Raw genomic sequence first — 24,672 nt, 5'->3', positions numbered from 1 at the left:
CCGTCAGTCAGCATTCATTAATCGATGGAGACGGAATCCTGATGCATTTCATCATTGGACGATCTGGGTCTGCCGTATTCCTGCTCCGCCTGCGTCTCGCTCTTGATATCGATCTTCCAGCCGGTCAGCTTAGCGGCAAGACGGGCATTCTGCCCCTTGATGCCGATAGCCAGCGACAGCTGATAGTCAGGAACAATGACGCGGGCCATTTTCTCAGGTTCAAAGACTTGAACCTCAAGCACCTTGGACGGGCTAAGCGCATTGGCTACGTACTCCTGCACCAGCTCGGAATATCTGACGATATCAATCTTCTCCCCGCGAAGCTCAGTCACGATGGTCTGTACACGTGTGCCTCTCGGCCCTACGCAGGAGCCCACCGGATCCACTTCGGGATTGCGTGAGAACACGGCGATCTTGGAGCGGAAACCGGCTTCGCGGGCAACGGAACGAATCTCCACCACCCCGTCAAAAATCTCCGGCACCTCCAGCTCGAACAGACGCTTCAGGAGACCTGGATGACTGCGGGACAGCATAATCTGCGGCCCTTTGGTCGTGTTCTCCACCTTAGTGATATAAGCCTTAATACGCTCGCTCTGCTTGAACTTCTCTCCAGGCATCAGCTCGCTCAGCGGAAGAACCGCCTCAATCTTGCCAAGATCCACATAGATGTTACGCATATCCTGACGCTGTACAAGGCCGGTTACAATATCATCTTCCTTGTCGATAAAAGCGTTATAGATCAGGCCGCGTTCCGCTTCGCGGATACGCTGGGTAACCACCTGCTTCGCAGTCTGGGCGGCAATGCGGCCGAAATCACGCGGCGTGACTTCCTGCTCGGCGATATCCTCCAGCTGGAAATGCGGGTTGATCTCCCGGGCAGCCAGGAGCGAGATCTCCGTCCGTGCATCGAGAACCTCCTCCACAATCAGCTTGCGGGCAAATACCTTGATTACGCCTGTGTTGCGGTTCATATCCACACGCACATTCTGCGCCGCATTGAAATTGCGTTTATAGCTGGAGATCAGCGCTGCTTCGATGGCTTCGAACAGCACATCCTTGCTGATGCCTTTCTCCCTTTCCAGTTCATTCATAGCTTCAATAAACTCCATACTCATGAAATTCCGGTCCCCCTTTCAAGACGTTAAAAAATAATGGCCAATCTCGCACTGGCGACCTTGGCGTAAGGTACCACATGTTCTTTTTTGCCCGCGGAGATGAGCAGTTCCTCGTTCTCGAACGAGAGCAAACGACCTTCGAATTCTTTGAGTCCTTGAATCGGCTCATAGACCGTTACATATACGTCCTTCCCCACCGCCTTAACGACATCCGCAGCTTTCTTGAGCGGACGCTCAGCTCCCGGCGAGGAGACTTCAAGGAAATACGCTTCGGAGAACGGATCATTCTCATCCAGCTTCTGGCTGATATATTCGCTGATGGTGCCGCAGTCATCGATGTCGATGCCGCCCTCTTTGTCTACGAATACGCGCAGAAACCAGTTGGAGCCTTCCTTCACGTATTCAACGTCCACCAGTTCGAAACCATTGTCCTCGAGATAGGACCCGAGCAGCTGCTCTACCGTTTGTTTAATTTTGGATTTGGGTGTGCTCAAAAGAAGATTACCTCCACGAACTTGTCTTTTGCTATATACCAAAGATAAAGAGTGGGTTTCCCCACTCTTTACACAACGGACTTATCTCATTATTACCAATAAAATTATACCATAGTGAGGCAGCACTGACAAGTACCAGCCCTTGACTCCCCTTTCTAAGAGGACATTACATGACTGTATATGCTGTCACTTGAGCCGGTTGTCAGAACAGTGAAAGCTGGTTGCTTTCCGGCAATCCCCGGAAGCAGCCCATTCCCGTAAGCAGCTCAATCACCGTTTTACTGGCCTTGGATTTCTGCTGGAAATCCTCAATGGAGAGGAATTCTCCTGAGTCCTTGGCAGCGGCGATATTAATTGCAGCATTATCCCCGATTCCCGCAAGCGAGGAGAACGGAGGGATCAGGCTGGTGCCATCGACCGTGAATTTGGTAGCATCCGAGCGGTACAGATCAATGTTCTTAAAGGTGAAGCCGCGTGCGGTCATCTCCAGGGCCATCTCCAGGACCGGAAGCATGGCTTTTTCCTTAGGCAGCGCCTGGAAGCCCTTGGCTTCGATCTCTACCAGCTGGCGCGCAATGGCTTCGTAGCCTTTGCAGCACAGCTCGATATCGAAATCCGCCGCGCGGACCGAGAAGTAAGTCGCATAGTATTCTATCGGATGATACAGCTTGAAGAAGGCTGTGCGCACCGCTGAAATTACATAAGCCGCGGCATGGGCCTTCGGGAACATGTACTGGATCTTGAGACAGGAATCAATGTACCACTGCGGCACCTTGCAATTCTTCATCTCCTCAATCCACTCCGGCGGCAATCCCTTCCCTTTACGCACGCTCTCCGTAATTTTGAAGGCCAGACTGGCATCCATCCCCGTCTTATAAATCAGATAGAGCATGATATCATCACGGCAGCCGATTACCGTCTTGATGTTGCAGGTATTGTTCTTAATCAGCTCCTGCGCATTTCCCAGCCACACGCCGGTTCCATGGGACAGCCCGGAAATCTGCAGCAAGTCAGCAAAGCTGGAAGGCTTGGCTTCCACAAGCATCTGACGGACGAACTTCGTCCCCATCTCCGGCACTCCATAAGTGGCCACCGGGGTACGAATCTGATCGGGTCTTACCCCGAGTGCATCCGTAGAGTTGAACATGCTCATCACCTTCGGATCATTCATTGGAATGGTCGTCGGATCCACACCGGTCAAATCCTGCAGCATGCGCATCATCGTCGGATCATCGTGGCCGAGAATATCAAGCTTCAGCAGGTTGGCATCGAAGGCGTGATAGTCGAAATGGGTGGTCTTCCACTCGGCTGTAACATCATCCGCCGGGAACTGTACGGGAGTGATATCTTCAATCTCCATGTAATCCGGCAAAACTACGATACCGCCGGGGTGCTGCCCCGTACTGCGCTTCACACCAGTACAGCCTGCGGCAAGCCGTCCGACCTCTGCGCCGCGCCAGCGCTTCTGGTGATGCTCTTCATATTTCTTGGTGAAGCCGAAGGCGGTCTTCTCCGCCACCGTACCGATGGTTCCCGCGCGGAATACATTGTCCGGGCCGAACATTGTTTTGGTAAAGTTATGCGCATTCGGCTGGTACTCCCCGGAGAAGTTAAGGTCGATATCGGGAACCTTGTCCCCTTTGAAGCCCAGGAAAGTCTCAAACGGAATATCCTGACCTTCTCCCTTAAGCTTCCCGCCACAATCCGGACAGTCCTTATCTGGCAGGTCGAAGCCGCTTGGCACACTTCCGTCCAGGAACCATTCGCTGTGCCGGCATTCCGAATTGGTGCAAATATAGTGAGCCGGAAGCGGGTTCACCTCCGAGATTCCAAGGAATGTTGCCACTACCGACGAGCCTACCGAGCCACGGGAACCGACGAGATAACCGTCCTGGTTCGATTTTTTGACAAGCCGTTCCGAGATCAGATAGTTGGCAGAGAACCCGTATTTAATAATCGGGGCAAGCTCCTTCTCCAGACGGGCAACCACAACCTCCGGCAGCTCCTCGCCATAGATCGATTTGGCTGTTTCATAGCAGGTATTGCGGATCTCATCGTCCGCCCCTTCAATTATAGGCGTGAAGAGGTCGCTTGGGAACAGATCGTATTCCTCGAACCGCTCAGCCAGCTCAACAGTATTCGTGACCACAACTTCCTTCGCTTTGGCTGCACCCAGGTATTCGAACTCGGCAAGCATTTCATCGGTTGTACGGAAGTGGGCATCCGGCTTGTTCTGGTCTTTTAGCGGACTGAACCCGGTAATCCCGTGGATCGTAATATCGCGGAACAGCTTATCGCGCGGCTCCAGATAGTGCACATTCCCGGTGGCTATCACCGGCTTGTTCATCTGCTCGCCGATCTCACAGATTTTGCGTACAACACCCCGCAGGTCCTCTGGACTCGCTACGAACCCTTTATCCACCAGATGCATGTACATGGTCAGCGGCTGGATTTCCAGCACATCATAGAACTGGGCAACCTCAATCGCCTCTTCCACGGTCTTGTTCAGCACAGCCTCGAAGAACTCGCCCCGCTCACAGCCGGATATGACGAGCAGTCCGTCACGATGCTCTTCAAGCTTCGATTTGGGAATGCAGGGTACCCGCTTGTAGTACTCGGTATGCGACATGGAGATCAGCTTGTAGAGGTTCTTTTTGCCGATGGGATTCAGTGCATAGATGCCACAGTGAAACGGCCGCACATTCGACAGGTCATTGCCTACATAATCATTCAGCCGGTCCAGCCGGGTCATCCCCTTCATTTTCTCCGCATCGGCCAGCAGACCGTTCAGAATCCCGCCCAGTGCAATCGTATCATCCACCGCACGGTGATGGCTCTCCAGCAGTACCTTGTACTTGTCAGCAAGCGTATTGAGCCGGTGGTTCTTCATTTTGGGGAAGAGCAGACGCGCCAGCTCCAGCGTATCCAGTGAAGGATTCGGCAGCTCCGGCTGCCCCAGCTTCTTCAGAGAAGCTTGAATGAAGCCCATATCGAACCGCGCATTGTGCGCCACGAGAATGCTGTCCCCTACGAACTCCACGAACTCCTTAAGCACCGGTTCCAGATCCGGGGCATCCTTGACCATTTCATCCGTAATGTTCGTTAACTGCTGGATATGGTAGGGGATTTTCTCATGCGGATTGACGAAGGTGGTGTAACGGTCCAGCTCCTTGCCTTCGCACATCTTGATCGCTGCAAGCTCCGTGATGTTGTTGCGTGTGATCGACAGCCCCGTGGTCTCGATGTCGAAGACGACATAGGTTGCCGTCTTGAGCTCCAGCGGCTGCGCATTCTCCACGATATTGACCGCATCATTGACGACATTGGCCTCCACACCGTAGAGCATCTTGAGCTTATGCTTATGGGCGGCATGATTCGCATCCGGGAAGCTCTGAACATTGCCGTGGTCGGTAACTGCAAGTGCCGGGTGGCCCCATTTCGCTGCGGTTTTGACATAGGCATCAATCGGTGCTACCGCATCCATCGTGCTCATAGTCGTATGCAAGTGGAACTCCACACGCTTTTCCTTGGCATTGTCCTTACGGGCAGGCGGCGCCGATACCTCTGTCAGATCCGAAGGAATCATCACCAGCTCGGGAATCTGCATGAACCGGTCATATTCCACTTTGCCTCGCGCCCGGACCCATTTGCCGTTAGCCAGCTGGCCCATGATCTTCAGCTCTTCCTTGGTCTTGGCGAACATCTTCATCTGCAGGGAATCTGTAAAGTCCGTGATGCAGAAGGTGAACAGCGTATTTCCGTTACGCAGCTCCTTGCGGTCCAGCCCAAAGATCGTCCCCTGGATCGTAATCTTCTTCTCTTCATCCTGAATCTCCAGAATGGAGACGGCCTGCTCTTTGATGTCATTCCCTACCTGAAGCTTAATGACCTCATTCGGGTCCCCGGCTTCTTCAGGCTCGTCCGGCTCGCTATTCATCATCATCAGCTCTACCAGCTCACGCTGCTCCTGCTGTAGCTTCTGCTGGAATTCCTCATAGGCATCCGCCTTGCTCTTACTCTCGTCCTCGGCCATTTGCAGCTTGACCTTGAGGGGAAGTGCGAAATATTTATCATAATATTTAATAATGGCGGCCTCGATCCCCTTCTTGCGGGCCAGCTCGAGCGACATGGTATCATTCAGGCTAAGGATGAGCGTACCGTCCCGCAGCTCCTGACTGGAACGCGTCAGCCAACCGTTGACGGAAGGAATCTCACGCTGGACCCACTCGAGGAACATGCCCCAATACTCCTGCACAATATCAGCTCTGCTTACAGTATCATCATATAGGAACAAGAAGCTGACCTTGGCAATATGCTGCAGCTTCTCACGCATTCTTAGGATAAAGGCCCGGTAGGTCTGCGCGGGAATCAGGGTTGTCTTCGCAATGACGATATGCCAGTCATGGTTGCCGCGGCTAATCTCCACCCGTTCAATCTGTCCGTCTACAAAATAAGGATCAATCATGGCAGGCGGAATCTCCCCCTGCTTCATCAACAGCTCAAATCTCTTTCTTCTCTCCACGTTCTGCTCCATGCATTCCCCACCTAACTCGGCAATAATTGGCGTAAGATTTCGGCGTCATTCTAAGGATAATTTATCATGTGCAACATATAAATTCTTATATTTCAAGAAAAAGCCTCCGGTTTGAAAAGCATTGGGTAATTGCGGCCCGCCGACTCCTCTCGCCAGAAGCTGATATAAAAAGTAAACAATTATAAGGTTGCCGATTAATACGCTTTGGCAAATACAACCGTATGCCGGGCAGGCTTGCCGCAGCAGATACAGGTTTCTTTCGTTTCTGACGGGTGGAACGGAATATTACGGCTGCCTGCGCCGGTCTCTTCCTTGACCTTATCCTCACATTCTTCAGAGCCGCACCAGCCTGCAAGCGCAAAGCCGCGTTTCTCCTCCATAGAATCCTTCATCTGCTCAAGAGTGTCTACGGAATAAAAATGATCCTCACGGAATTTCAGTGCCCGCTCATACATCTCCTGATGGACCTGCTCCAGCATGGCGTTTACTTCTTCAACCAGGTTTTCCTGCTGAATGACCTTCTTCTCGCCGCTGATCCGGGATACGAGCACGCAGACTCCATTCTCCATATCACGCGGTCCAAGCTCCAGGCGGACAGGGACGCCGCGCATTTCATATTCATTGAACTTCCAGCCCGGGGTTACATCCGCACGGTCATCAACACGTACACGGATTCCAGCACTTTTGAGTTCACCAAACAGTTCGTCGGTACGTCCGATGACCGCTTCGCGGGTCTTAGGCGGTCCGATTGGAATCATAATGACCTGCGTAGGTGCTACCTTCGGCGGCAGAGCCAGTCCACGGTCATCTCCATGCACCATAATGAGGGAACCGATCAGACGCGTGGTAGAGCCCCACGAGGTGGTATGCGCATGTTCCAGTACATTCTCCCGGTTCAGATATTGGATATCAAAAGCAACCGCGAACTTGGTACCCAAATAATGTGAGGTGGCGGCCTGAACGGCCCGTCCATCCTTCATCATCGCTTCAATGGAATACGTATCCACAGCACCAGCGAACCGCTCGGATGGCGTCTTCTGTCCGGTCACTACCGGAATAGCCAGAAAGGTCTCCACGAAGTCGCGGTAGTTATCAAGCATCTTCATCGTTTCTTCGCGTGCTTCCGTCTCATTCTCATGCGCGGTATGGCCTTCCTGCCAGAGGAATTCCGTAGTGCGGATGAACGGCAGGGTACGTTTCTCCCAACGGACCACGTTGGCCCATTGGTTGATTAGCACCGGAAGGTCACGGTAAGACTGAATCCATTTGGAATACATATGGCCAAACATCGTCTCGGATGTAGGACGGATCGCCAGACGTTCTTCCAGCACATCGCCTCCGGCCTCAGTGACCCAAGGCAGCTCCGGGTTGAAGCCCTCCACATGTTCCTTCTCCTTCTGGAAAAAGCTCTCAGGAATGAATAGCGGGAAGTAGGCGTTCCGGTGACCGGTGGCCTTCAGGCGGCGGTTCATTTCCTCCTGGATATGCTCCCAGATTTCATAGCCGTCCGGTTTGAATACGATACAGCCGCGGACCGGTGAATAATCCATCAGGTCCGCTTTTTTAATAACATCGATATACCAGCGTGAGAAATCCTCGCCCTGCGGCGTGATCTCTGTAACGAACTGCTTGTCTTTGGCCATGTGAAGAAATCCTCCTATATATTCGCCCCTCAGATTGCACATTAGCTGTGAAGCCGAATCAAATGCATCACGGGATAAAAATGATATGACATCCGTCAGCCGCTTATGAGGCGTAAAATATCATTATACGTAACAGCGATCATCACCAGGAACAGCAGGGCAAAGCCTACAAAGTGGACCATGCCTTCCCTGCTCGGATCGACCGGTTTGCCGCGCAGTGCCTCAACACCAAGGAATACAAGCCGGCTGCCATCCAATGCAGGAATCGGCAGCAGGTTGAAGATCCCTAAGTATAGGCTAAGAATAGCCGCCCAATAGGTAAGATACTGAATCCCCTGCTGGGCAATCTGTCCAGTCAACTGGAACGTGCCTACTGGCCCCGAGATATCATCCATATTAAATTTGTTGATCAGCTGCTTGAAGCCGATAAAAATCAGCTTGGTGGTGTCGACCATCGCTGTTCCGGACTTGGTAATCGTCTCCCCCACTCCGGCCTTGCGGGTAGGCAGCTCTGGCGTAATTCCAACCTTGCCGCCTTGCTCCCCTTCCATTCCGCGGGGAACCATGGTCACACTGAAGGTCTCTTCACCGCGTTTCAGTGTCCAGTTCATTTCTTTGCCTTTGGAGGCCGAAGTCAGCTTGATCATCTTCTGGTAATCTCCGCCGATAGCCTGCCCGTCCACAGTGACGACGATATCACCTTTCTGAAGACCTGCTTCCTGCGCAGGCATTCCTAAGCTGACGTCACCGATCTTCACATAGGTCGGGTTCTCCACCGGAATTCCGGCCATCTGCAGATGAAGTGCAAACAGTACAAATGCCAGAATGAAGTTCATCACCGGACCGGCCAGGATCGCTATCGCACGCTGACCGACGGTTTTGCCGCCGAACTGGCGATCCCTGGGCGCAATTTGCGTCTGCTGGGTGCCCTTGATCATCATCGCCTGCGGATTCACATCATAGGTGGTCACTTCACCGTCTACATCAAGGCGGATTTTCAGTTCATTCTCCAGATCCGTGAACTGCGCTTCACCGCGAATAACATTTCTGCGCGTATCCAGTGAATCGATGTATATATTCTTCACCTTGTTATCCTGGCCCAGCCGGACAGCAATAGTCTGCCCCGGGCCGATCTCAACCATCTCAGGGTCTTCACCGGCCATACGGGCGTACCCTCCGAAGGGCAGCAGGCGAAGCGTGAACTGGGTTTCACCGCGTTTATAAGAGAACAGTTTCGGACCGAAACCGATCGCAAATTCCCGTACAAGAATTCCGGCGCGTTTGGCAAAATAATAATGTCCCCATTCATGGACAGTCACCAGAACAAAGAACATAAACACCGTTAAAAAAACAACTCTTACCATCTCCATAGCGCAACATTCCCCCTTAAGGTGTAAGACCGAAGTATGTCCTCTTAATTTATCATTATTCCAAGGCAGGGCACAAGAGAATCAACAGTCCACACCTATTTTTCAGGGTACAGCCATATTCACCGTTTATAAAGGCCTCTTATCCCGTTACAGAACGGCTGCAAGCTCCCGGGAAGCTATATCGCTACTGTGAATCTGTTCCAGACCGGGGTTCGCCTCATTGTGATGACGCTGAAGCACTTCATCAATAATCTCATCAATCCGCAGGAAGGGAATCTCACCGCGCAGGAAGCGGGCCACGGCGACCTCATTGGCTGCATTGAAGGCAGTTGTGAATGTGCCGCCCGCTATGCCGCAGTCAATGGCCATCTTCAGCGCCGGATAGCGCTCATAATCCATCTCCCGGAAGGTCAGGCTGGCTACCTGAGCCAGAGACAAGCGCTTCGCAGGAGACGGCCAGCGGTCGGGATAGGTGAGCGCATATTGAATAGGAACCCGCATATCAGGAGTCCCAAGCTGAGCAATAATGCTGCTGTCGCAGAACTCCACATATGAGTGAATGATGCTCTCCGGATGCAGCACCACATCAATCTGCTCATACGGAAGGGCGAACAAATGGTGGGCTTCAATAACCTCCAGGCCTTTGTTAACCATGGTTGCCGAGTCAATAGTAATCTTGGCCCCCATGCTCCAGTTGGGGTGACGCAGTGCGTCTGCTACGGTTACATTCGTAAGCTGTTCACGCTGATAATCACGGAACGAGCCGCCCGAGGCAGTGATGGTAATTGAAGCCACATCTTTACGGTTTTCCCCATTTAAGCATTGGAAAATCGCCGAATGCTCACTGTCCACTGGCAGCAGCTTCACGCCTTTGCGTCCAGCCAGCTCTGTCACCAGATGTCCGGCGGTCACCAGTGTCTCCTTATTGGCCAGTCCAATGTGTCTGCCGGCTTCAATCGCCGCAAGCGTGGACTGAAGTCCTACACTGCCTACAAGCGCAGTTACGACCGTCTGTGCATCGCCTCCGGCAGCAATCTCCACCAGACCTTCACTTCCGCTATACAGCTCTACACCGGCAGGCAGACTGGATCTAATCTCCTCTGCAAGGTCCTTTGTGGATACCGATACACGGCGCGGCTTGAAGCGGCGGACCTGTTCCAGCAGCAGTGAAGTATTACTTCCCGCCGCCAGTCCATCGACTTCAAAAGCTTCCGGATGCATAGCTACCACATCCAGCGTCTGGGTACCGATAGAACCCGTGGAGCCGAGAATACTAATTCTTTTCACAGTTGCGTTCCTTCTCCCTGTCGTTAATAGTAAGGCATCAGCATTACGATATGTACGAAAGGAAATACGATGATCCAGCTGTCGCAGCGGTCCAGGATGCCTCCGTGACCCGGCAAGAGTGAGCCTGAATCCTTAATACCGTACACCCGTTTATAGGCAGATTGTACAAGATCTCCGAGCTGACCGAGCACCGCGCAAGCAATTCCAATCAGCAGCGCACGTCCAATGGTCAACAGATCAGGAACCAGTAAAGCAAACACAATCGATATGACAGCAGAAATCAATACTCCGCCAAGAGCGCCCTCAATAGTCTTGTTAGGACTGATCGCAGGCCACAGTTTGTTCTTCCCGAAGCTTCTGCCGACAAAATAGGCTCCGGCATCACTGCCCCATATACAACACAGCAGCAGGATTGTCCAGAAGAGGCCATGACCATCACCCGCACCGCGGGCGATTCCCATATACGAGAACCCCATTCCTATGTAAACAATGCCTGTGAACATCATTGCGGTGATTTTGATATCCAACTTATTCTTACTGAACACAGTGACCAGCAGGAACAGCAGCAATACCAGCCATATCCCCTGTTCCCAGGAGAATAGCTTTTTCATTTCCAGGAGGTCCCAAGGAATCATAAAGCCTACTACAGAGGCATAACCAAATACAGCAGTTAATCTGAAGGTTGCTGTACCCGTCATTTTCACAAATTCATAATAGCCGATGAGGGCCATCGCAGTCAGCATCAGCTGATACGGCCAGCCACCCCAATAGCATAACCCTAAAAACAAGGCCCCGGCAACAATTCCGGTAATCAATCGCTGCTTCAAAGAATCCCTCTCCCATCAGGCTACTTCAATCCACCATAACGGCGTGTGCGGCGCTGATACTCAGTCACAGCCTGGATCAGATGCGTCTTATCGAATTCCGGCCAGTATGCATCCGTAAACCAAAATTCACTGTATGCGATTTGCCACAGCATAAAATTACTGAGCCGCATCTCTCCGCTGGTACGAATCAGCAGGTCAGGATCAGGCAAGCCGCTGGACAACATTCTGCTGTCAATCAGCTCTGGAGTGATTTCTTCAGGTGACAGGATTCCTGCCTGGATATCCTTGCCCATGCCGCGCATACAATCCTCAATTTCCTTACGCCCGCCGTAATTAAGCGCAAAATTCAGAATAAGTCCGGTATTGCTCTGTGTGCGGGCTACCGCTTCTTCCATCGCTTTGCGCGTATGGGAAGGCAGCGAGTCGGTATCGCCCATTACGCGAACCTGTACATTCTTTTCAATTAATTCGTCCAGTTCAATCGCGAGGAATTCAACGGGGAGACGCATCAGGAAATCCACTTCATCCTTCGGCCGGCTCCAGTTCTCCGTAGAAAAAGCATACAGAGTCAAGAATTCAACGCCCAGGTCATTCGCGGCAATCGTAGCACGTTTGACCGCCTTCATTCCGTTCTGATGGCCCACAACCCGGGGCATACCGCGCCGTTTCGCCCAGCGCCCGTTGCCATCCATAATTATCGCAATGTGCCGGGGAATATTATCCGGGGAAATCTCGACTGGCTCCTGCCTGTCTTTACGGCTCAGCCATTCTTGAATCCGTTTGATCATTTCCGTTTCCTCCAAGCTCTTATCAGAAAGAGACAAACCCCACCATTAACGGAGGGGCCTGAAGTCTCATGAATTTCGTTATACTTCCATAATCTCTTTTTCTTTGGACAAGAGCACTTTGTCGACTTCAGCTATGAACTTATCCGTTGTTTTCTGGATATCTTCCTGATGCCCATGGGATTCATCTTCTGAAATGCCGTTCTTCTCCATCTTCTTGATGTCATCGTTGGCATCGCGGCGGATGTTGCGGATCGCTACCTTAGCTTCTTCACCGAACTTCTTGGTGAACTTCACCAGTTCGCTGCGGCGTTCTTCGGTAAGCGGAGGAATCGACAGGCGGATAATCGTACCGTCATTAGCAGGTGTAATCCCGATGTCGGATTTCATAATTGCCCGCTCGATGTCTGACATTGAGGTTTTGTCCCACGGCTGGATCAGCAGGGTCCGGGAATCCGGTGTGCTGATGTTAGCCAGCTGATTGATCGGAGTTGGAGCACCGTAATATTCAACCTGGATGCGATCCAGCAGCGACGTCGAAGCGCGTCCTGCCCGCAGCGTTGCCAAGTCGCGTTTCAGCGAGAGAATCGCTTTTTCCATACGCTCTTCGGCATTTTTCTTAACCGATTGTGGCATTTAATTTACACTCCCTTTAACGATCGTCCCGATCTTTTCGCCGAGAACGACGCGTTTAATATTGCCTTGCTCTGTAATAGCAAACACAATGAGCGGTATATTATTATCCATGCAGAGTGAGGAAGCGGTAGAATCCATAACCCCCAGGTTTTTGTTCAGAATATCCATGTAAGTCAGCTGCTCGTATTTAACGGCTGTGCTGTCCTTGAACGGATCTGCTGAGTAGACGCCGTCTACCTTATTCTTGGCCATGAGGATAACCTCGGCTTCAATCTCGGCTGCTCTAAGCGCTGCCGTAGTATCGGTCGAGAAGAACGGATTCCCTGTCCCTGCGGCAAAAATAACTACGCGGCCCTTCTCCAGATGCCGGATCGCCCGGCGGCGGATATAGGGCTCAGCAATCTGCTGCATGGCGATAGAGGTCTGAACCCGGGTAGGGACATCGATTTGCTCCAGAGCGTCCTGCAATGCCAGCGAGTTCATCACTGTTGCCAGCATTCCCATATAATCGGCTGTTGCCCGGTCAATACCGCTTGCACTTCCGGCGATTCCGCGCCAGATGTTGCCTCCGCCGCAAACAATCGCAACCTGAACTCCAAGCTCCACGACTTCCTTGACCTGCTCTGCAATAGAGATGATCGTATCGGCATCGATGCCATAGCCATTCTGTCCAGCGAGCGATTCACCGCTTACCTTAAGGACTACTCTCTTAAATACCGGTTGTTCCAATTATATACCCTCACTTTCTACAAAAGACGGAACACTACTTGTATGTGTTCCGCTCTTTTGATGCTTGCCTGTATTCAGTTCTTATTCAATGACATGCAGTTATTATTGTTTCACTTGTGCCATAACTTCTTCTACGAAGTTATCGACTTTCTTCTCAAGACCTTCACCCAGTTCGAAACGAACGAAGCGGCGGATTGTGATGTTCTCGCCAATTGTGCTGATTTTTTCATTCAGCAGCTGAGAGATTGTCTTGTCCGGGTCTTTAACGAAGGATTGCTCCATCAGGCAGTATTCTTCATAGAACTTGCTGATGCGGCCTTCCACCATTTTTTCAACGATCTTCTCAGGCTTGCCTTCGTTCAGCGCTTGTGCCTTAAGAATTTCCTTTTCCTTCTCCACGTCTGCAGAAGGTACTTCTTCACGGCGAACATACAGCGGGTTCGCTGCTGCGATTTGCATAGCGATATCGCGTGCGAATTCTTTGAAGGAATCCGTTTTGCCTACGAAGTCAGTTTCGCAGTTGATTTCTACCAGAACGCCAATACGGCCGCCAGCGTGGATATAGGACTCTACAGTACCTTCAGTAGCAATACGTCCTGCTTTGTTGGCTGCTGCGGACAAACCTTTTTCACGAAGCAACTCAGCTGCTTTGGTGATATCGTTGTTTGCTTCTTCCAGAGCTTTCTTACAATCGAGCATTCCTGCCCCTGTTCTTTCGCGAAGTTCCTTCACTGCTTTTGCATCTACTGCCATTGTTATTCCCTCCAGGGTCATAGTCGTTGTCATGCGCGGATATCAAGCGATACTTGCTTGCATTTTAAAAAAAGGGCAGTGAGAGGTTATCCACCTGCCAACCACCCTTTTTCATTTAAGTTTATGTTTTATGTTCCGGTTACTACTTAAGCTGTAGTTGTGTCTTCGCCCTGATGAGCTTCAACAACAGCATCAGCCATCTTACCAGTCAAGAGCTTCACGGCGCGGATAGCGTCGTCATTGCCTGGGATTACGTAGTCAATTTCGTCCGGATCGCAGTTAGTATCAACGATAGCTACGATAGGAATACCCAATTTGCGAGCTTCTGCTACTGCAATGCGCTCTTTACGCGGGTCAATGATGAACAGCGCGCTTGGAAGACCATTCATGTTCTTGATACCGCCCAGGAATTTCTCAAGACGATCTTTCTCTTTGCGGAGAAGGATAACTTCTTTCTTAGGCAATACTGCGAAGGTACCGTCTTCTTCCCAAGCTTCCAATTTCTTCAGGCGGTCAATACGCTTCTGAATGGTCTGGAAGTTAGTCAGGGTACCACCGAGCCAACGCTGGTTAATGAAGAACATACCCGAACGTTCAGCTTCTTCTTTCACGGAATCCTGTGCCTGCTTCTTTGTTCCTACGAATAGGATTGTGCCGTTGTCGCCAGCGACGCTCTTTACAAAGTTGTAAGCTTCCTCTACCTTCTTGACTGTTTTTTGCAAGTCAATAATGTAAATTCCGTTTCTTTCAGTGAAGATATAACGATCCATCTTTGGATTCCAACGACGAGTCTGATGACCGAAGTGTACCCCAGCTTCGAGAAGCTGCTTCATGGAGATTACTGCCATCTTCACACACCTCCTAGTTTTGGTTTATTGTGTGTCTCCTCCGCCGCGCGTCATCTTTCAGCAAGACTTTCTTCAGAAGAAAGCACCCCTTGTCGAAATCAACCGGCGTGTGTTTTAACACCGTCAATTAATATATCATATTAAAACAACCTATGCAACGATTACTTTTTTACGGTAATCAGCTTGTCAATAATGGAGTTTATGCTCTCTCCCTTGGTGAAGCTGTAGCTGCCGTATTGAATGATAGTGTTCACCTTACGGCTATCCGCCGTCTGGAGGAACTTGTTCTTATCCTTTATAACCCCGGCTTCCGCAAGCAGATCTGCCGTCTGGGCTAGGGTAATTCCAGTCGGAATCTTCAAAGAGATTACCCCCTCCACCGCCGCCACAGGCGCTTCAGGTGTAGCCGGAGCCTTGGTGACAGGCGATGCGGTACTCTGCGGCTGCGCAGGAGCAGAAGGCTTGCCCGGAGTCGCTGCGGCGCTTGGCACTACGGCCGGCTTGGGCGGGACAACAGGCGTAGAGGCCGGTGTTGCAGGTGTTGTTGCCGGCGCCCCGGAAGCCTTGGCCTGGGCACCTTCCTCCGGCGATGGCGTTGCTGTTGCAGCAGTTTCTGCCGGATCTACAACCGTCAGGTTCAGGCTAGCCGCTTGCCGGATCAGCTCTTCTTTAGTTAGCGGCGCACCCCGCCCGGCTATCATCAGCTGCAGCAGCAGCGCGCCGGCTATCAGCCCGATCCCTAATCCCAGCATAAAGAACCGGTTCTTCATCATACGGATTCCTCCTGCTGGGCAAGCTGCAGGATCAGCTGCACCTCGCCCCGCTGAAGACCGGCGGTCTTAGCGATAGAGTCGATCGATTTGCCCTGCTCATGCAGCTCGAACAGCCGGGGATACCGCAGCTTAATGGAGCTGACGGGTCTTGGCTTAACAGGAGGTACTGCCTCAGTTGCCTGCTCTGTGCCCTGGGGTTTCTCCGCATGTCCGGACGAAGCTTCCCGCGAGAAGGTTGCTGCCAGCTGAAGCAGTCCCTTCTCTTCCGCAGTCAGCCGCGCATCCATCAGCAGCAGGCTCTTCTGCAGCTCGCCCACCTGCTCCCGCAGTACACCGATTTCTTCCTGAAGGGCCGCCTTATTGCTCTGTGACTGTGTCTTAATACTTCCCACAAGCTTCAGCAGCTCAGAGTTCTCATGCTCGATATCGGCCATGTAGAGCTCCAGAGCCGCCTCTGTCTCCTTCAGGCTCTTCTTGTCCGAGTCTTCCTTGCCCGTCCTGGCCGGCAGCCGCAGGGCATAAACAATAGCAACTGCGCCTACCAGCACGATGTATACCCATGGTTCCAAGTGTGTAATCTCCTTCTGCGTTTAATTCATAGGATGCCTTAACTGCATTTGCGGTTATTCTGTCCCAATCAGAGACTGAAATCTATACGGTGCCCTTTATAGGGATGTTCGGCATCATGGGTGTTCTCCTGCTTGTCCGGCTTGCGCGGATGAGGCTGACTGCCAGCGCCGTTCCCCTTGCCGCCGTCCCGCAGGGCCGATTCGGCAGACTCGTCAACCTCAGTGCTGCGCAGCGAGATTTCCTGGCTATGCTTGACATTCTGGCCTGCTAATTGCTGCTGGTCGAGTGCAGGACGCTGCTGGAGGTTGTTCTGAACTTTGCCCGCATCATGAGTGCGAGGCAATGCAATTTGCAGTTCCACCGGTTTCAGACTCATAAGATCCCTCTTCTCCACTCATTGGTTTCAGAATCAAGGAATAGCAGGCCGCCCCGGCTGCCCGCTTGATTATACATACGGTATTATGGTTATATCCCCTTCACTGTAAATGAAGGATACCCGCTCCGTCGGGTCTTTGACGAACCTGGTGTATCTGCCGATTACGATTTTAGAGCCTCCATAGATCGTCTTGACGACATCAACCTTAGCTCTGCCGGTGTCCTCCAGCATGCGCTCGATCTCCAGCACACGCTCTTTAATTCTCTTTTCATCACGCATATGGGATTGCTTGGTTGCATTAAGCTTGACGCGAAGCGCCACCTTATCCGGCGATAGCTGCCCATTGTTCGCCAGCTGATTAAGCAGATACAGCGCCTTATTGGTCTTGTCCTCATTCTCGAGAAGCTGCCGGAGCTCCTGGCGCAGTTCGTTGATCTCATTTCTCAGCTCGGGAACAACGCCCACTTCAATCGCTGTAGCTGTAGACATGGTATTGCCAATGGTACGGGCGATCACACGCTCGCCTGCCTGTACGATGCCGCCGACGATTAAGCCTTTGGCCCCGTTACACAGCACATCATGGCCTGCACGGATGCTGGAATGCATAATGCTTTGGGAGACAATAATATCCTCCCCGGCAACAACATTGCCATCTTGAATGAACGAGACCTTAACATTTTTACCGGCGCTTACGAGGCCTTTATTATATCCGATGATGCCGCCCGTAATCTCGATAGAACCGCCCGATATCAGTTCGGCCCCCTCTACCCCGCCGACCACCCGGATATCTCCTGCGGATTTGACGGTGAAGCCGGTTAGCACATTGCCGCGGATGACCACTGTGCCTACGAAATCAATATTCCCTGTGCTGTAATCTACATCCCCATTGATTTCATACACCGGAAATACATTGATTTTGCCCTTGTCTGTCAGCGTAACCAATCCGTCAATCGCCGAATACATGGAGGTCTCTTCCTGATCTACCAGCACATTCTTGCCTACCTTGAAATGAGCCTCCTTCCCTGCCCGGAACGGAAGCTCCTCCCCGGTTACCATTTTGCCGCTCACGCCGTTCTCTGCCGGAATAACCTTGGCAATAAGCTGGCCCTTCCTTACGTTATGCAGCCGGACCAGTTCTTTGTAATCCACCTTGCCATCCTCTTTCTCCAGAGGCTTGCGGTCTTCCTCCATATCAACGGTCAGCACGATCCGGCCGTCCTTACCATTGACAGCAGGCTGTCCAATCGCGATAGGCACCCGGTTCCAGAAATATTCTTCCGGGTTGCTGCTAATCCGCTGAACAATATCGTGCTGGATACCGAAACGAATATTGTGACTGAACAGGAAGCTCTCAAGGTCCTCGACCGAACAGGTGAAATTCTCATCCTTCTTGGTGAACTGAAGGTATGCAATTCCCTTATCCTCCGAAAAAGTAATGCTCAGGTATTGGCTCAATATATATTGACCGATCAATTTCTGCTCCCCCTTGTCACCGTCACCCGGTTAATCATTTTGCATTAGAAGGTCCCGGTTTTTCTCAAGTGTTCCTCTTAGCCGCAAAATAGCTTTGGAATGAAGCTGGGAGATTCGCGAAGGAGACAGTGACATCACTTCCGCAATCTCGCTTAAAGATAAATCCTCATAATATAAAAGGGACACGACGGTCCGTTCTTTCACTGTTAGTTTCTCGATGCCTTTGGTTAGCGTATCCCGCAGATAGAACTCATTCACTTTACGGTCCGGATTCTTGGCCTTGTCATCTACCAAAATGGACATTCTTGTCTCTGATTCTTCTTCACGTATAGGATCTTCCAATGAACAGAGCGACATTACTGCGACATCCTGCAGCATCGTCTGAAACTCCGTTTCCGAAATATTCAGATACTGGCTCATTTCATCGTCACTTACCGATCTCAAATACTTCTGTTCCAGCTGCTGGTAGGCATCCTCGATTTTTTTCGCTTTTTCGCGTACGGATCTGGGAACCCAGTCACTTTGCCGCAGAGAATCAAGGATTGCTCCCCGTACCCGCCACGATGCATAGGTCTGGAATTGAAGCCCCCGCTTGTAGTCGAATTTTTCGATGGCATCAATGAGTCCCATGACACCGTTGCTGGCCAAATCGTCCTTGGAGACGTTTTTGGGCAGTCCTACTGCCAGACGGCTGGACACGTAATCAACAATATGGAGATAACTCTCAATCAGCTTTTTTTTAGCTTCAGGATCGCCATACTCTTTCCACTGCTCCCAAAGCAGGTCTGTTTCCGACTGAGCTGCTTTACGCTCGTTCAACGGCTTTCACCCTTCCCAAAGTTTAGTCAGCGGGCAAACATGCGGCGCAAGATGACGGACTTTCGCCGCAGCACTCGCTTATTCTTCTTTCAGGTGACGAACGGCCTTGGCCAATTCTTCAGGATCTTTCATAGAGACTAGCTTCGGAGGCTGCAAAGGCGTGAACCCGCCGGGCTCTTCACTGACTGCCTCCCGTTTTGGGGTTAGCAGGTCCTTGAGCTCCTGATCCTCTTCAGGTGTACTAATATCAAGCTTCACGCCAAGAGACTCTTCGTTATCGAACAAACCGGCTTCCGGGTTTGAGGATTCTTTTCCGATAATAAAACCCAATACCCATCTCAGGAAGAAAGCAAGCACAAACCAGATAATAAATCCGTACATACCCCGGATAAGGCTGGTACCCAGCAGGTTCTGTCCGTTGTTCGCAAGGAAGGTTAGTACAAATCCGATAAGTCCGGCCACAATATTCAGTAATAGTTTCCTGCTCATGGCTAAATTTCCTTCGGGCCTTTTTGAACGCTGCGGATAAAAATCACTCCGGTGGTACAGGAGATTTCTATCGTGCGCCCATAATTGCCACCCGTGTCCTCCGCGATAAGCGGAATACGAAGGTTGTCCAGAGCAAGCTTGCAGGATTCCACATTCCGAGGCCCGATCCTCATGGTGTCACTCCCTCCGGCAAAAGCAAACATCTGCGAGCCTCCGGCCATCTTGGCCACAATCCGGCTTCTAACCGCCCCCAGCCCCAGCAGGCGGGCCAAAAGCTCAGGCACAGCAGTATCTGCGAACTTGGCGATATTCAGCTGCCCCTCCCGGGCAATCTCTGACGAGGGCAGCATAACATGAGCCATCCCCGCCAGCTTTTTACCGGGATCAAACAGAGTCAGACCTACGCAGGAGCCAAGACCCGTCGTACGTATAAGGCTGTCCTGGCTGCCTACGTTCAGATCTGCCATACCTACTTTAATGATGCTCTGCTCTTCAATCATTGTCGAACGGTACTCCTAAAGCCTTGAATATTTTGGGGAACGATTCCGGATCGGGAATAAGGAAGAATTGTCCTTCAATTTCATTTTGGCCTTCTAAAAATGTCGTATCGATCAGCAGCGCATCATCGCCCATCTGACCGAACTGCAGCAGCCCGTAGCCAAGAATGGCTCCGGCCATATCCATCGCAAGCGCCGGCACTGTCGGATACATGGTCAGGGATGTGAAGTCCGCCAGGGAAGAGAGATAAGAGCCGGCCAGAATATTGCCGATCTCGCTTAGTGCCGATAACTCCATCTCACTCAGTTCATCGCCGCCGGAGACTTCAATGCCGGCAATCCGGCTGAGCAGGTTGCTTGCCGCTTCCGGGGTAAGAATGAAGAACAGGTTACCTGGAGCTTCACCTTCCACACGCAGGAACACCGCGTATACCAGTTCCTCCGCACCGCCCACCTTATCGGTGATTTCCTCGAAGCTGAGCAGTTGTACCTTAGGCACGGCCATGTCAATCGGCTTATTAAGCAGTTGGGACAAGGCGGTGGCTGCATTGCCGGCCCCGATATTCCCTACTTCCTTAAGCACATCCATTTTGAAGTCTTTGAAATTCTTGAATAGCTCCATAGGCTAGCCCTCCAGGCTTTCCAGCTGCACGATTTCACTCTTGTTCAGTACTTCAGACAGGTTGAGCATAATCAGCAGACGGTCATCCCCAATTTTGGCCACCCCGTCCAGATACTTCGCCTTGATGCCGCCCACAACATCCGGCGGTACATCGATAATGTCACGGTTCAAGTCGATGACATCGTTGGCTGAATCGACAATGAAGCCCACTTCCATCTCGTTCACATTGACGATAATAATCCGGGTCTGGTCCGTGTGTTCTGCTTCCTCGATGCCGAAGCGTCCACGCAGATCGATAACCGGAATCACGACACCGCGCAGATTGATCACACCTTTGATAAATGAATAGGTCTTCGGTACGCGGGTAATCGGCATCATACGTTCAATCGTCTGGACCTTCTCTACTTCAATGCCGTATTCTTCAGTGCCGAGCTTGAATACAATTACTTTGATATCTTCAGCCATGGAATGACCCTCCCTGTTCTAACCTGATTATTTGATAAAAGCATTCGGATCGATAATAAGCGCTACCTGTCCGTCTCCAAGAATTGTGGCTCCTGAAATTCCCTGCACCTCTGGGAGATACTTGCCGAGGTTCTTGATTACGATTTCGTTCTGGCCAATGAAGTCCTGCACAGCCAAGGCAACCAGCCGTTCTCCTTTGCGGACAACAACAATCTCCGTCTCCTCTTCCGTGCTTTCATCGTAGTCGGGAATGGAGAAGATCTTGCTCAAGGAGACCAGCGGAATATGGCTTCCCCGGAACTCCAGCATCCGGTTGCCGTGAATGGTGCGGATCTGGGATTGCTTCACAATTCCTGTCTCTACGATGGAAGAGAGCGGAATGGCATATTTCTCTGAGCCAAGCCGCACCAGCATCGCTGCAATGATCGACAGGGTCAGCGGAAGCTGAACGGAGAAATTCGTACCTTTGCCCGGTGTTGAATAGATGGTGACATTGCCGCCCAGGGAAGAGATTTTGGATTTGACCACATCGAGACCCACGCCCCGACCCGATACGTCAGAGATGACCTCAGCTGTACTGAATCCAGGCGCAAAGAGCAACTGGTACGCTTCGTCATTTGTCATCGTGCCCGCCTGCTCTTGGGTAATCACACCCTTTTTGACAGCAGAGGCTAAGACATTCTTCGGATAGATGCCCTTGCCATCCTCTTCAATCTCGATGAACACATGATTGCCGCTATGGAAGGCCCGGAGCTGGACGGTCCCGGTCTCCGGCTTCCCAGCCGCAATCCGGTCTGCAATAGATTCTATCCCGTGGTCAACCGCATTGCGCAGCAGATGCACCAGCGGATCGCCAATCTCATCAATCACCGTACGGTCGAGCTCCGTATCGGCTCCTGTGATGATTAAATCCACCTTCTTGTCCAGCGATTTCGCCAGATCACGGATCATCCGCGGGAACCGGTTAAATACGGTATCTACCGGAACCATACGGAGCTTCATGACTATATTTTGCAAATCTCCGCTCACCCGGCCCATATGCTCGACCGTTTCGGTAAGATCACCGTTCTGCACCTCTGAGGCCAACTGCTCCAGCCGGACACGGTCAATCAGCAGCTCACTGAACAGATTCATCAGCACATCCAGCCGCTCAATATCAACACGGATGGTCCGGGAAGGCGACGGCGCTACTCCTGCCCGGGCCGGGGCAGCTTTGCCGTTCTCTTCCTTGGAATGCAGAGAAGCCGCAGGGGAAGCATTACCGGCACCTGCGGGAGAAGTCTCCTGCACCGGAGCCGGAGCGGGCGCTTCGGCGGTAGCTGCTGCAGTATCTTGTCCCATTTGGCGAAGTGACTCCTGATCAAGCGCCACAGCGGTAACTGCTTCAATCTCCGACAGATTCAGAATCATCTTCTGAATTTCACTTGCATCCTTTTGGGTTATGTAGTAGAGGGAGAATCCGTAATCGAATTTCTCCTGCTCTATGTCCTGAACCGAAGGGAAGGATTTCACGACTTCTCCTGAACGCTCCAGAAGGTCGAAGACCATGTAGGCACGTACGGCTTTGAGCTGACAGTCCTTGCGGATCGCCACATCCACATACAGCACCTGATGACCTTCCTGAAGGGATTGCTCCAGCACAGAGTACTGGAATTCATCCAGGAACACCTGGGCCGCACTGGCATTGCCGGACGCAGCAGCAGTGACTTCAGCAGAAGCATTGCCGGCAGAGGGAACCTCTCCGCGTACGATGGCCTGCAGGGACGAGACAATGGCTGTTACATCGGCCTTGCCCGCTCCCCCGCCGGTAATATCCTCCACCATGGATTCCAGAGCGTCAATACTTTTGAACAGGGTATCAAAAATGAAGTCTTGCATCCGCAGTTTGTTATTGCGCACCAGATCGAGCACATTCTCCATTTGGTGCGTAAGCGAAGCCAAATCTTCAAAACCCATTGTAGCCGCCATACCTTTCAAGGTATGGGCGGAGCGGAAAATCACCTGAACAATACTCAGATCCTCCGGATTCGCTTCCAGCCCCATCATGCTCTCGTTCAAAGACTGCAGATGATCATTTGACTCATCAATAAACATGGATAAGTATTGGTTCATGTCCATGAGCGGGTACCTCCCCTTCGAATTCGCTATTCCATTATTTAACGGCTTGTACCAGCCTTGGAGCAATTTCTTGCAAAGGCAGGATATGTCTTACACACTTCAACTCTACTGCAGACCTCGGCATTCCGTAAACCACACAGGTTTCTTCACTCTCTGCAAAGGTTGATGTCACCCCCGAATCATAGAGTGCTTTCATCATCCGGGCTCCGTCGCTGCCCATCCCCGTCATAATGACGGCATGACGTTCCAGCGAGGTAAGCTGCAACACCGATTCAAACAGTGTATCTACAGAAGGACGATGTCCATTGCGGACCTCTTCCTTAGTAAGCTCTATCATGTATTGGCCGCCAGGCGCAGGAACTACTGTCAGGTGATAGCCCCCGGGGGCTATATACGCCGCACCCTGCCTGAGAACCATGCCGTGCTCCGCTTCCGCGACCTCCAGCGCGCTGAAGGTATTCAGGCGCTGGGCCAGCGATTTGGTGAAGTTAGGCGGCATATGCTGGACAATGACAATCGGCGCCGGGAAGTCACCGGGGATGTTCTCCAGGAATGCCTTCAGCGCTCTCGGACCTCCGGTTGAGCAGCCTACAGCAACCAGCTTGCGCACGCCCCGGCTTCCGCTTGCCTGGCCTCCGGTTGCTGCAGGAGGTTCCACGAATGAGCCTGCGGCAATTTCAGAAGCCGCCCGTTGTCCGGCCCATCCAGCACCCTGCGCCTCCTGGGAGCGGCCTTTGAACCTTTCAGGAGCCGGTGGTTTGGGTACTTCAGGTGCAGGCTTGATTCCCCGCTTCGCAGTGGGCGGCTCAGTGCGGACTTCCGGCTTCCGTTTGTCAGCGGGCGGTTCAAACGGCGCCTTGACCCTCGGCTTCTCCGTGCCCTGAAGCGGCGCCTTATCCGCTTCCTTCTTGGACGGCTCCAGCTTCCGTCTTACCGGTTCCACAACAGCCCGCGGAGCAGGCGGTTCAGCAGCGGGAGGAGAGGGCTCAGGCGATTTGACAGCGGAAGCGCGGGCTTCACGCCGCTCGCGCGCCATCATCGCCTCCTTCATCTGCTCCCGGAGGGATTCTCCGACAGCGATGATATCCTGGGAGTTTGAAATGGACGGCTTTCGGATGAAATCGAAAGCCCCCCACTCCAAGGCCAGAATCGTCTCCTTCATACCCTCTTCATTGATGCCGGACAGCATAATTACCGGGAGCGGATGCTGGGACATGATACTTTTGAGCGCCTCCAGGCCATTCATCTCAGGCATCTCCACATCCATGGTCACGAGATCCGGACGAAGCTCGTTAACCTTCTCAATCGCCTCGCGTCCGTTGGCAGCTGTCGCTGTGACTTGAAAATCGGCATCATTCTCTATTAAATCGGAAATGATCTTGCGCATGAATGCAGAATCATCAACAACCAGAACTTTATATGGCCTCATAGCTTTTCCACCTCTGTCCC

Annotated in this window: 23 protein-coding genes; all 23 read right to left on the bottom strand. The window is 52.0% G+C overall.

Annotated features, from left to right (window positions below):
* Nucleotides 1–17: 17 nt before the first annotated feature.
* The 23 genes from nusA to cheB all read right to left on the bottom strand — a co-directional run bounded on the left by nusA (nucleotide 18) and on the right by cheB (nucleotide 24,652).
* A complete protein-coding gene (gene nusA / locus MKX42_RS15080) occupies nucleotides 18–1,115 on the bottom strand; it encodes a transcription termination factor NusA (protein ID WP_036692613.1) in 1,098 nt (365 codons plus the stop codon).
* Nucleotides 1,116–1,141: 26 nt separating this feature from the next.
* A complete protein-coding gene (gene rimP, locus MKX42_RS15075; RefSeq protein WP_340753198.1) occupies nucleotides 1,142–1,609 on the bottom strand; it encodes a ribosome maturation factor RimP in 468 nt (155 codons plus the stop codon).
* A gap of 202 nt (nucleotides 1,610–1,811) precedes the next feature.
* Nucleotides 1,812–6,143: a PolC-type DNA polymerase III gene (locus MKX42_RS15070; protein ID WP_340753197.1), complete on the bottom strand. Its 4,332-nt coding sequence runs from the start codon at nucleotides 6,141–6,143 to the stop codon at nucleotides 1,812–1,814.
* A gap of 194 nt (nucleotides 6,144–6,337) precedes the next feature.
* Nucleotides 6,338–7,786 carry a proline--tRNA ligase gene (proS, locus tag MKX42_RS15065; RefSeq protein ID WP_340753196.1) on the bottom strand — a complete coding sequence of 483 codons (1,449 nt, stop codon included), beginning with the start codon at nucleotides 7,784–7,786 and terminating at the stop codon, nucleotides 6,338–6,340.
* Nucleotides 7,787–7,881: 95 nt separating this feature from the next.
* Entirely contained in the window at nucleotides 7,882–9,156 is a 1,275-nt protein-coding gene (rseP, locus tag MKX42_RS15060) for an RIP metalloprotease RseP (protein ID WP_340753195.1), read from the bottom strand.
* A 147-nt stretch (nucleotides 9,157–9,303) separates the two neighbouring features.
* Entirely contained in the window at nucleotides 9,304–10,443 is a 1,140-nt protein-coding gene (locus tag MKX42_RS15055) for a 1-deoxy-D-xylulose-5-phosphate reductoisomerase (RefSeq protein WP_340753194.1), read from the bottom strand.
* Nucleotides 10,444–10,466: 23 nt separating this feature from the next.
* Nucleotides 10,467–11,270 (bottom strand): phosphatidate cytidylyltransferase, encoded by an 804-nt coding sequence (locus MKX42_RS15050; protein ID WP_340753193.1) that lies wholly within the window; start codon nucleotides 11,268–11,270, stop codon nucleotides 10,467–10,469.
* Nucleotides 11,271–11,290: 20 nt separating this feature from the next.
* On the bottom strand, nucleotides 11,291–12,058 hold the full coding sequence (locus MKX42_RS15045) for an isoprenyl transferase (RefSeq protein ID WP_340753192.1): 768 nt from the start codon (nucleotides 12,056–12,058) through the stop codon (nucleotides 11,291–11,293).
* Between the two features lie 78 nt (nucleotides 12,059–12,136).
* Nucleotides 12,137–12,691, bottom strand: a complete 555-nt coding sequence (gene frr, locus MKX42_RS15040; RefSeq protein WP_036692586.1) for a ribosome recycling factor — start codon at nucleotides 12,689–12,691, stop codon at nucleotides 12,137–12,139.
* A complete protein-coding gene (gene pyrH / locus MKX42_RS15035; protein WP_036692582.1) occupies nucleotides 12,692–13,420 on the bottom strand; it encodes a UMP kinase in 729 nt (242 codons plus the stop codon).
* A 102-nt stretch (nucleotides 13,421–13,522) separates the two neighbouring features.
* Nucleotides 13,523–14,173, bottom strand: coding sequence for a translation elongation factor Ts (tsf, locus tag MKX42_RS15030; RefSeq protein WP_036692572.1), 651 nt, complete (start codon nucleotides 14,171–14,173; stop codon nucleotides 13,523–13,525).
* Between the two features lie 146 nt (nucleotides 14,174–14,319).
* Entirely contained in the window at nucleotides 14,320–15,021 is a 702-nt protein-coding gene (gene rpsB, locus MKX42_RS15025; RefSeq protein ID WP_340753191.1) for a 30S ribosomal protein S2, read from the bottom strand.
* Nucleotides 15,022–15,182: 161 nt separating this feature from the next.
* Complete coding sequence (locus MKX42_RS15020) at nucleotides 15,183–15,794, bottom strand: hypothetical protein (protein WP_340753190.1); 612 nt, start codon at nucleotides 15,792–15,794, stop codon at nucleotides 15,183–15,185.
* Entirely contained in the window at nucleotides 15,791–16,363 is a 573-nt protein-coding gene (locus MKX42_RS15015; protein ID WP_340753189.1) for a hypothetical protein, read from the bottom strand. Before MKX42_RS15015 ends, MKX42_RS15020 begins: the two co-directional genes overlap by 4 nt.
* Nucleotides 16,364–16,431: 68 nt before the next feature.
* Nucleotides 16,432–16,740, bottom strand: coding sequence for a hypothetical protein (locus tag MKX42_RS15010; RefSeq protein ID WP_340753188.1), 309 nt, complete (start codon nucleotides 16,738–16,740; stop codon nucleotides 16,432–16,434).
* A gap of 69 nt (nucleotides 16,741–16,809) precedes the next feature.
* Nucleotides 16,810–18,213, bottom strand: a complete 1,404-nt coding sequence (locus MKX42_RS15005; RefSeq protein ID WP_340753187.1) for a DUF342 domain-containing protein — start codon at nucleotides 18,211–18,213, stop codon at nucleotides 16,810–16,812.
* Nucleotides 18,214–18,243: 30 nt separating this feature from the next.
* Nucleotides 18,244–19,032, bottom strand: a complete 789-nt coding sequence (locus MKX42_RS15000) for a FliA/WhiG family RNA polymerase sigma factor (protein WP_340753186.1) — start codon at nucleotides 19,030–19,032, stop codon at nucleotides 18,244–18,246.
* Nucleotides 19,033–19,110: 78 nt separating this feature from the next.
* Nucleotides 19,111–19,521, bottom strand: a complete 411-nt coding sequence (locus tag MKX42_RS14995) for a hypothetical protein (RefSeq protein WP_340753185.1) — start codon at nucleotides 19,519–19,521, stop codon at nucleotides 19,111–19,113.
* A 2-nt stretch (nucleotides 19,522–19,523) separates the two neighbouring features.
* Entirely contained in the window at nucleotides 19,524–20,021 is a 498-nt protein-coding gene (locus tag MKX42_RS14990; RefSeq protein WP_036692550.1) for a chemotaxis protein CheD, read from the bottom strand.
* Entirely contained in the window at nucleotides 20,014–20,640 is a 627-nt protein-coding gene (locus MKX42_RS14985; protein ID WP_036724698.1) for a chemotaxis protein CheC, read from the bottom strand. Before MKX42_RS14985 ends, MKX42_RS14990 begins: the two co-directional genes overlap by 8 nt.
* Before the next feature lie 3 nt (nucleotides 20,641–20,643).
* Nucleotides 20,644–21,105, bottom strand: a complete 462-nt coding sequence (locus tag MKX42_RS14980; protein ID WP_036692546.1) for a chemotaxis protein CheW — start codon at nucleotides 21,103–21,105, stop codon at nucleotides 20,644–20,646.
* 27 nt (nucleotides 21,106–21,132) lie between these two features.
* Nucleotides 21,133–23,223: a chemotaxis protein CheA gene (locus tag MKX42_RS14975; protein ID WP_340753184.1), complete on the bottom strand. Its 2,091-nt coding sequence runs from the start codon at nucleotides 23,221–23,223 to the stop codon at nucleotides 21,133–21,135.
* A gap of 34 nt (nucleotides 23,224–23,257) precedes the next feature.
* On the bottom strand, nucleotides 23,258–24,652 hold the full coding sequence (cheB, locus tag MKX42_RS14970) for a protein-glutamate methylesterase/protein-glutamine glutaminase (protein WP_340753183.1): 1,395 nt from the start codon (nucleotides 24,650–24,652) through the stop codon (nucleotides 23,258–23,260).
* Between the last annotated feature and the right edge of the window lie 20 nt (nucleotides 24,653–24,672).

It is taken from the genome of Paenibacillus sp. FSL R7-0204, from assembly GCF_038002225.1.
GTDB lineage: Bacteria > Bacillota > Bacilli > Paenibacillales > Paenibacillaceae > Paenibacillus_AQ.
This window is presented reverse-complemented; position numbering and strand designations above follow the sequence as displayed.

Coding starts and splice junctions, on each gene's coding strand:
- cheB (WP_340753183.1), bottom strand. CDS start 24,652: ATGAGGCCATATAAAGTTCTGGTTGTTGATGATTCTGCATTCATGCGC.
- MKX42_RS15010 (WP_340753188.1), bottom strand. CDS start 16,740: ATGAGTCTGAAACCGGTGGAACTGCAAATTGCATTGCCTCGCACTCAT.
- nusA (WP_036692613.1), bottom strand. CDS start 1,115: ATGAGTATGGAGTTTATTGAAGCTATGAATGAACTGGAAAGGGAGAAA.
- frr (WP_036692586.1), bottom strand. CDS start 12,691: ATGCCACAATCGGTTAAGAAAAATGCCGAAGAGCGTATGGAAAAAGCG.
- rseP (WP_340753195.1), bottom strand. CDS start 9,156: ATGGAGATGGTAAGAGTTGTTTTTTTAACGGTGTTTATGTTCTTTGTT.
- rpsB (WP_340753191.1), bottom strand. CDS start 15,021: ATGGCAGTAATCTCCATGAAGCAGCTTCTCGAAGCTGGGGTACACTTC.
- MKX42_RS14975 (WP_340753184.1), bottom strand. CDS start 23,223: ATGGACATGAACCAATACTTATCCATGTTTATTGATGAGTCAAATGAT.
- tsf (WP_036692572.1), bottom strand. CDS start 14,173: ATGGCAGTAGATGCAAAAGCAGTGAAGGAACTTCGCGAAAGAACAGGG.
- MKX42_RS14990 (WP_036692550.1), bottom strand. CDS start 20,021: ATGATTGAAGAGCAGAGCATCATTAAAGTAGGTATGGCAGATCTGAAC.
- MKX42_RS14985 (WP_036724698.1), bottom strand. CDS start 20,640: ATGGAGCTATTCAAGAATTTCAAAGACTTCAAAATGGATGTGCTTAAG.
- MKX42_RS15045 (WP_340753192.1), bottom strand. CDS start 12,058: ATGATCAAACGGATTCAAGAATGGCTGAGCCGTAAAGACAGGCAGGAG.
- MKX42_RS14995 (WP_340753185.1), bottom strand. CDS start 19,521: ATGAGCAGGAAACTATTACTGAATATTGTGGCCGGACTTATCGGATTT.
- MKX42_RS15020 (WP_340753190.1), bottom strand. CDS start 15,794: ATGATGAAGAACCGGTTCTTTATGCTGGGATTAGGGATCGGGCTGATA.
- MKX42_RS14980 (WP_036692546.1), bottom strand. CDS start 21,105: ATGGCTGAAGATATCAAAGTAATTGTATTCAAGCTCGGCACTGAAGAA.
- MKX42_RS15070 (WP_340753197.1), bottom strand. CDS start 6,143: ATGGAGCAGAACGTGGAGAGAAGAAAGAGATTTGAGCTGTTGATGAAG.
- proS (WP_340753196.1), bottom strand. CDS start 7,786: ATGGCCAAAGACAAGCAGTTCGTTACAGAGATCACGCCGCAGGGCGAG.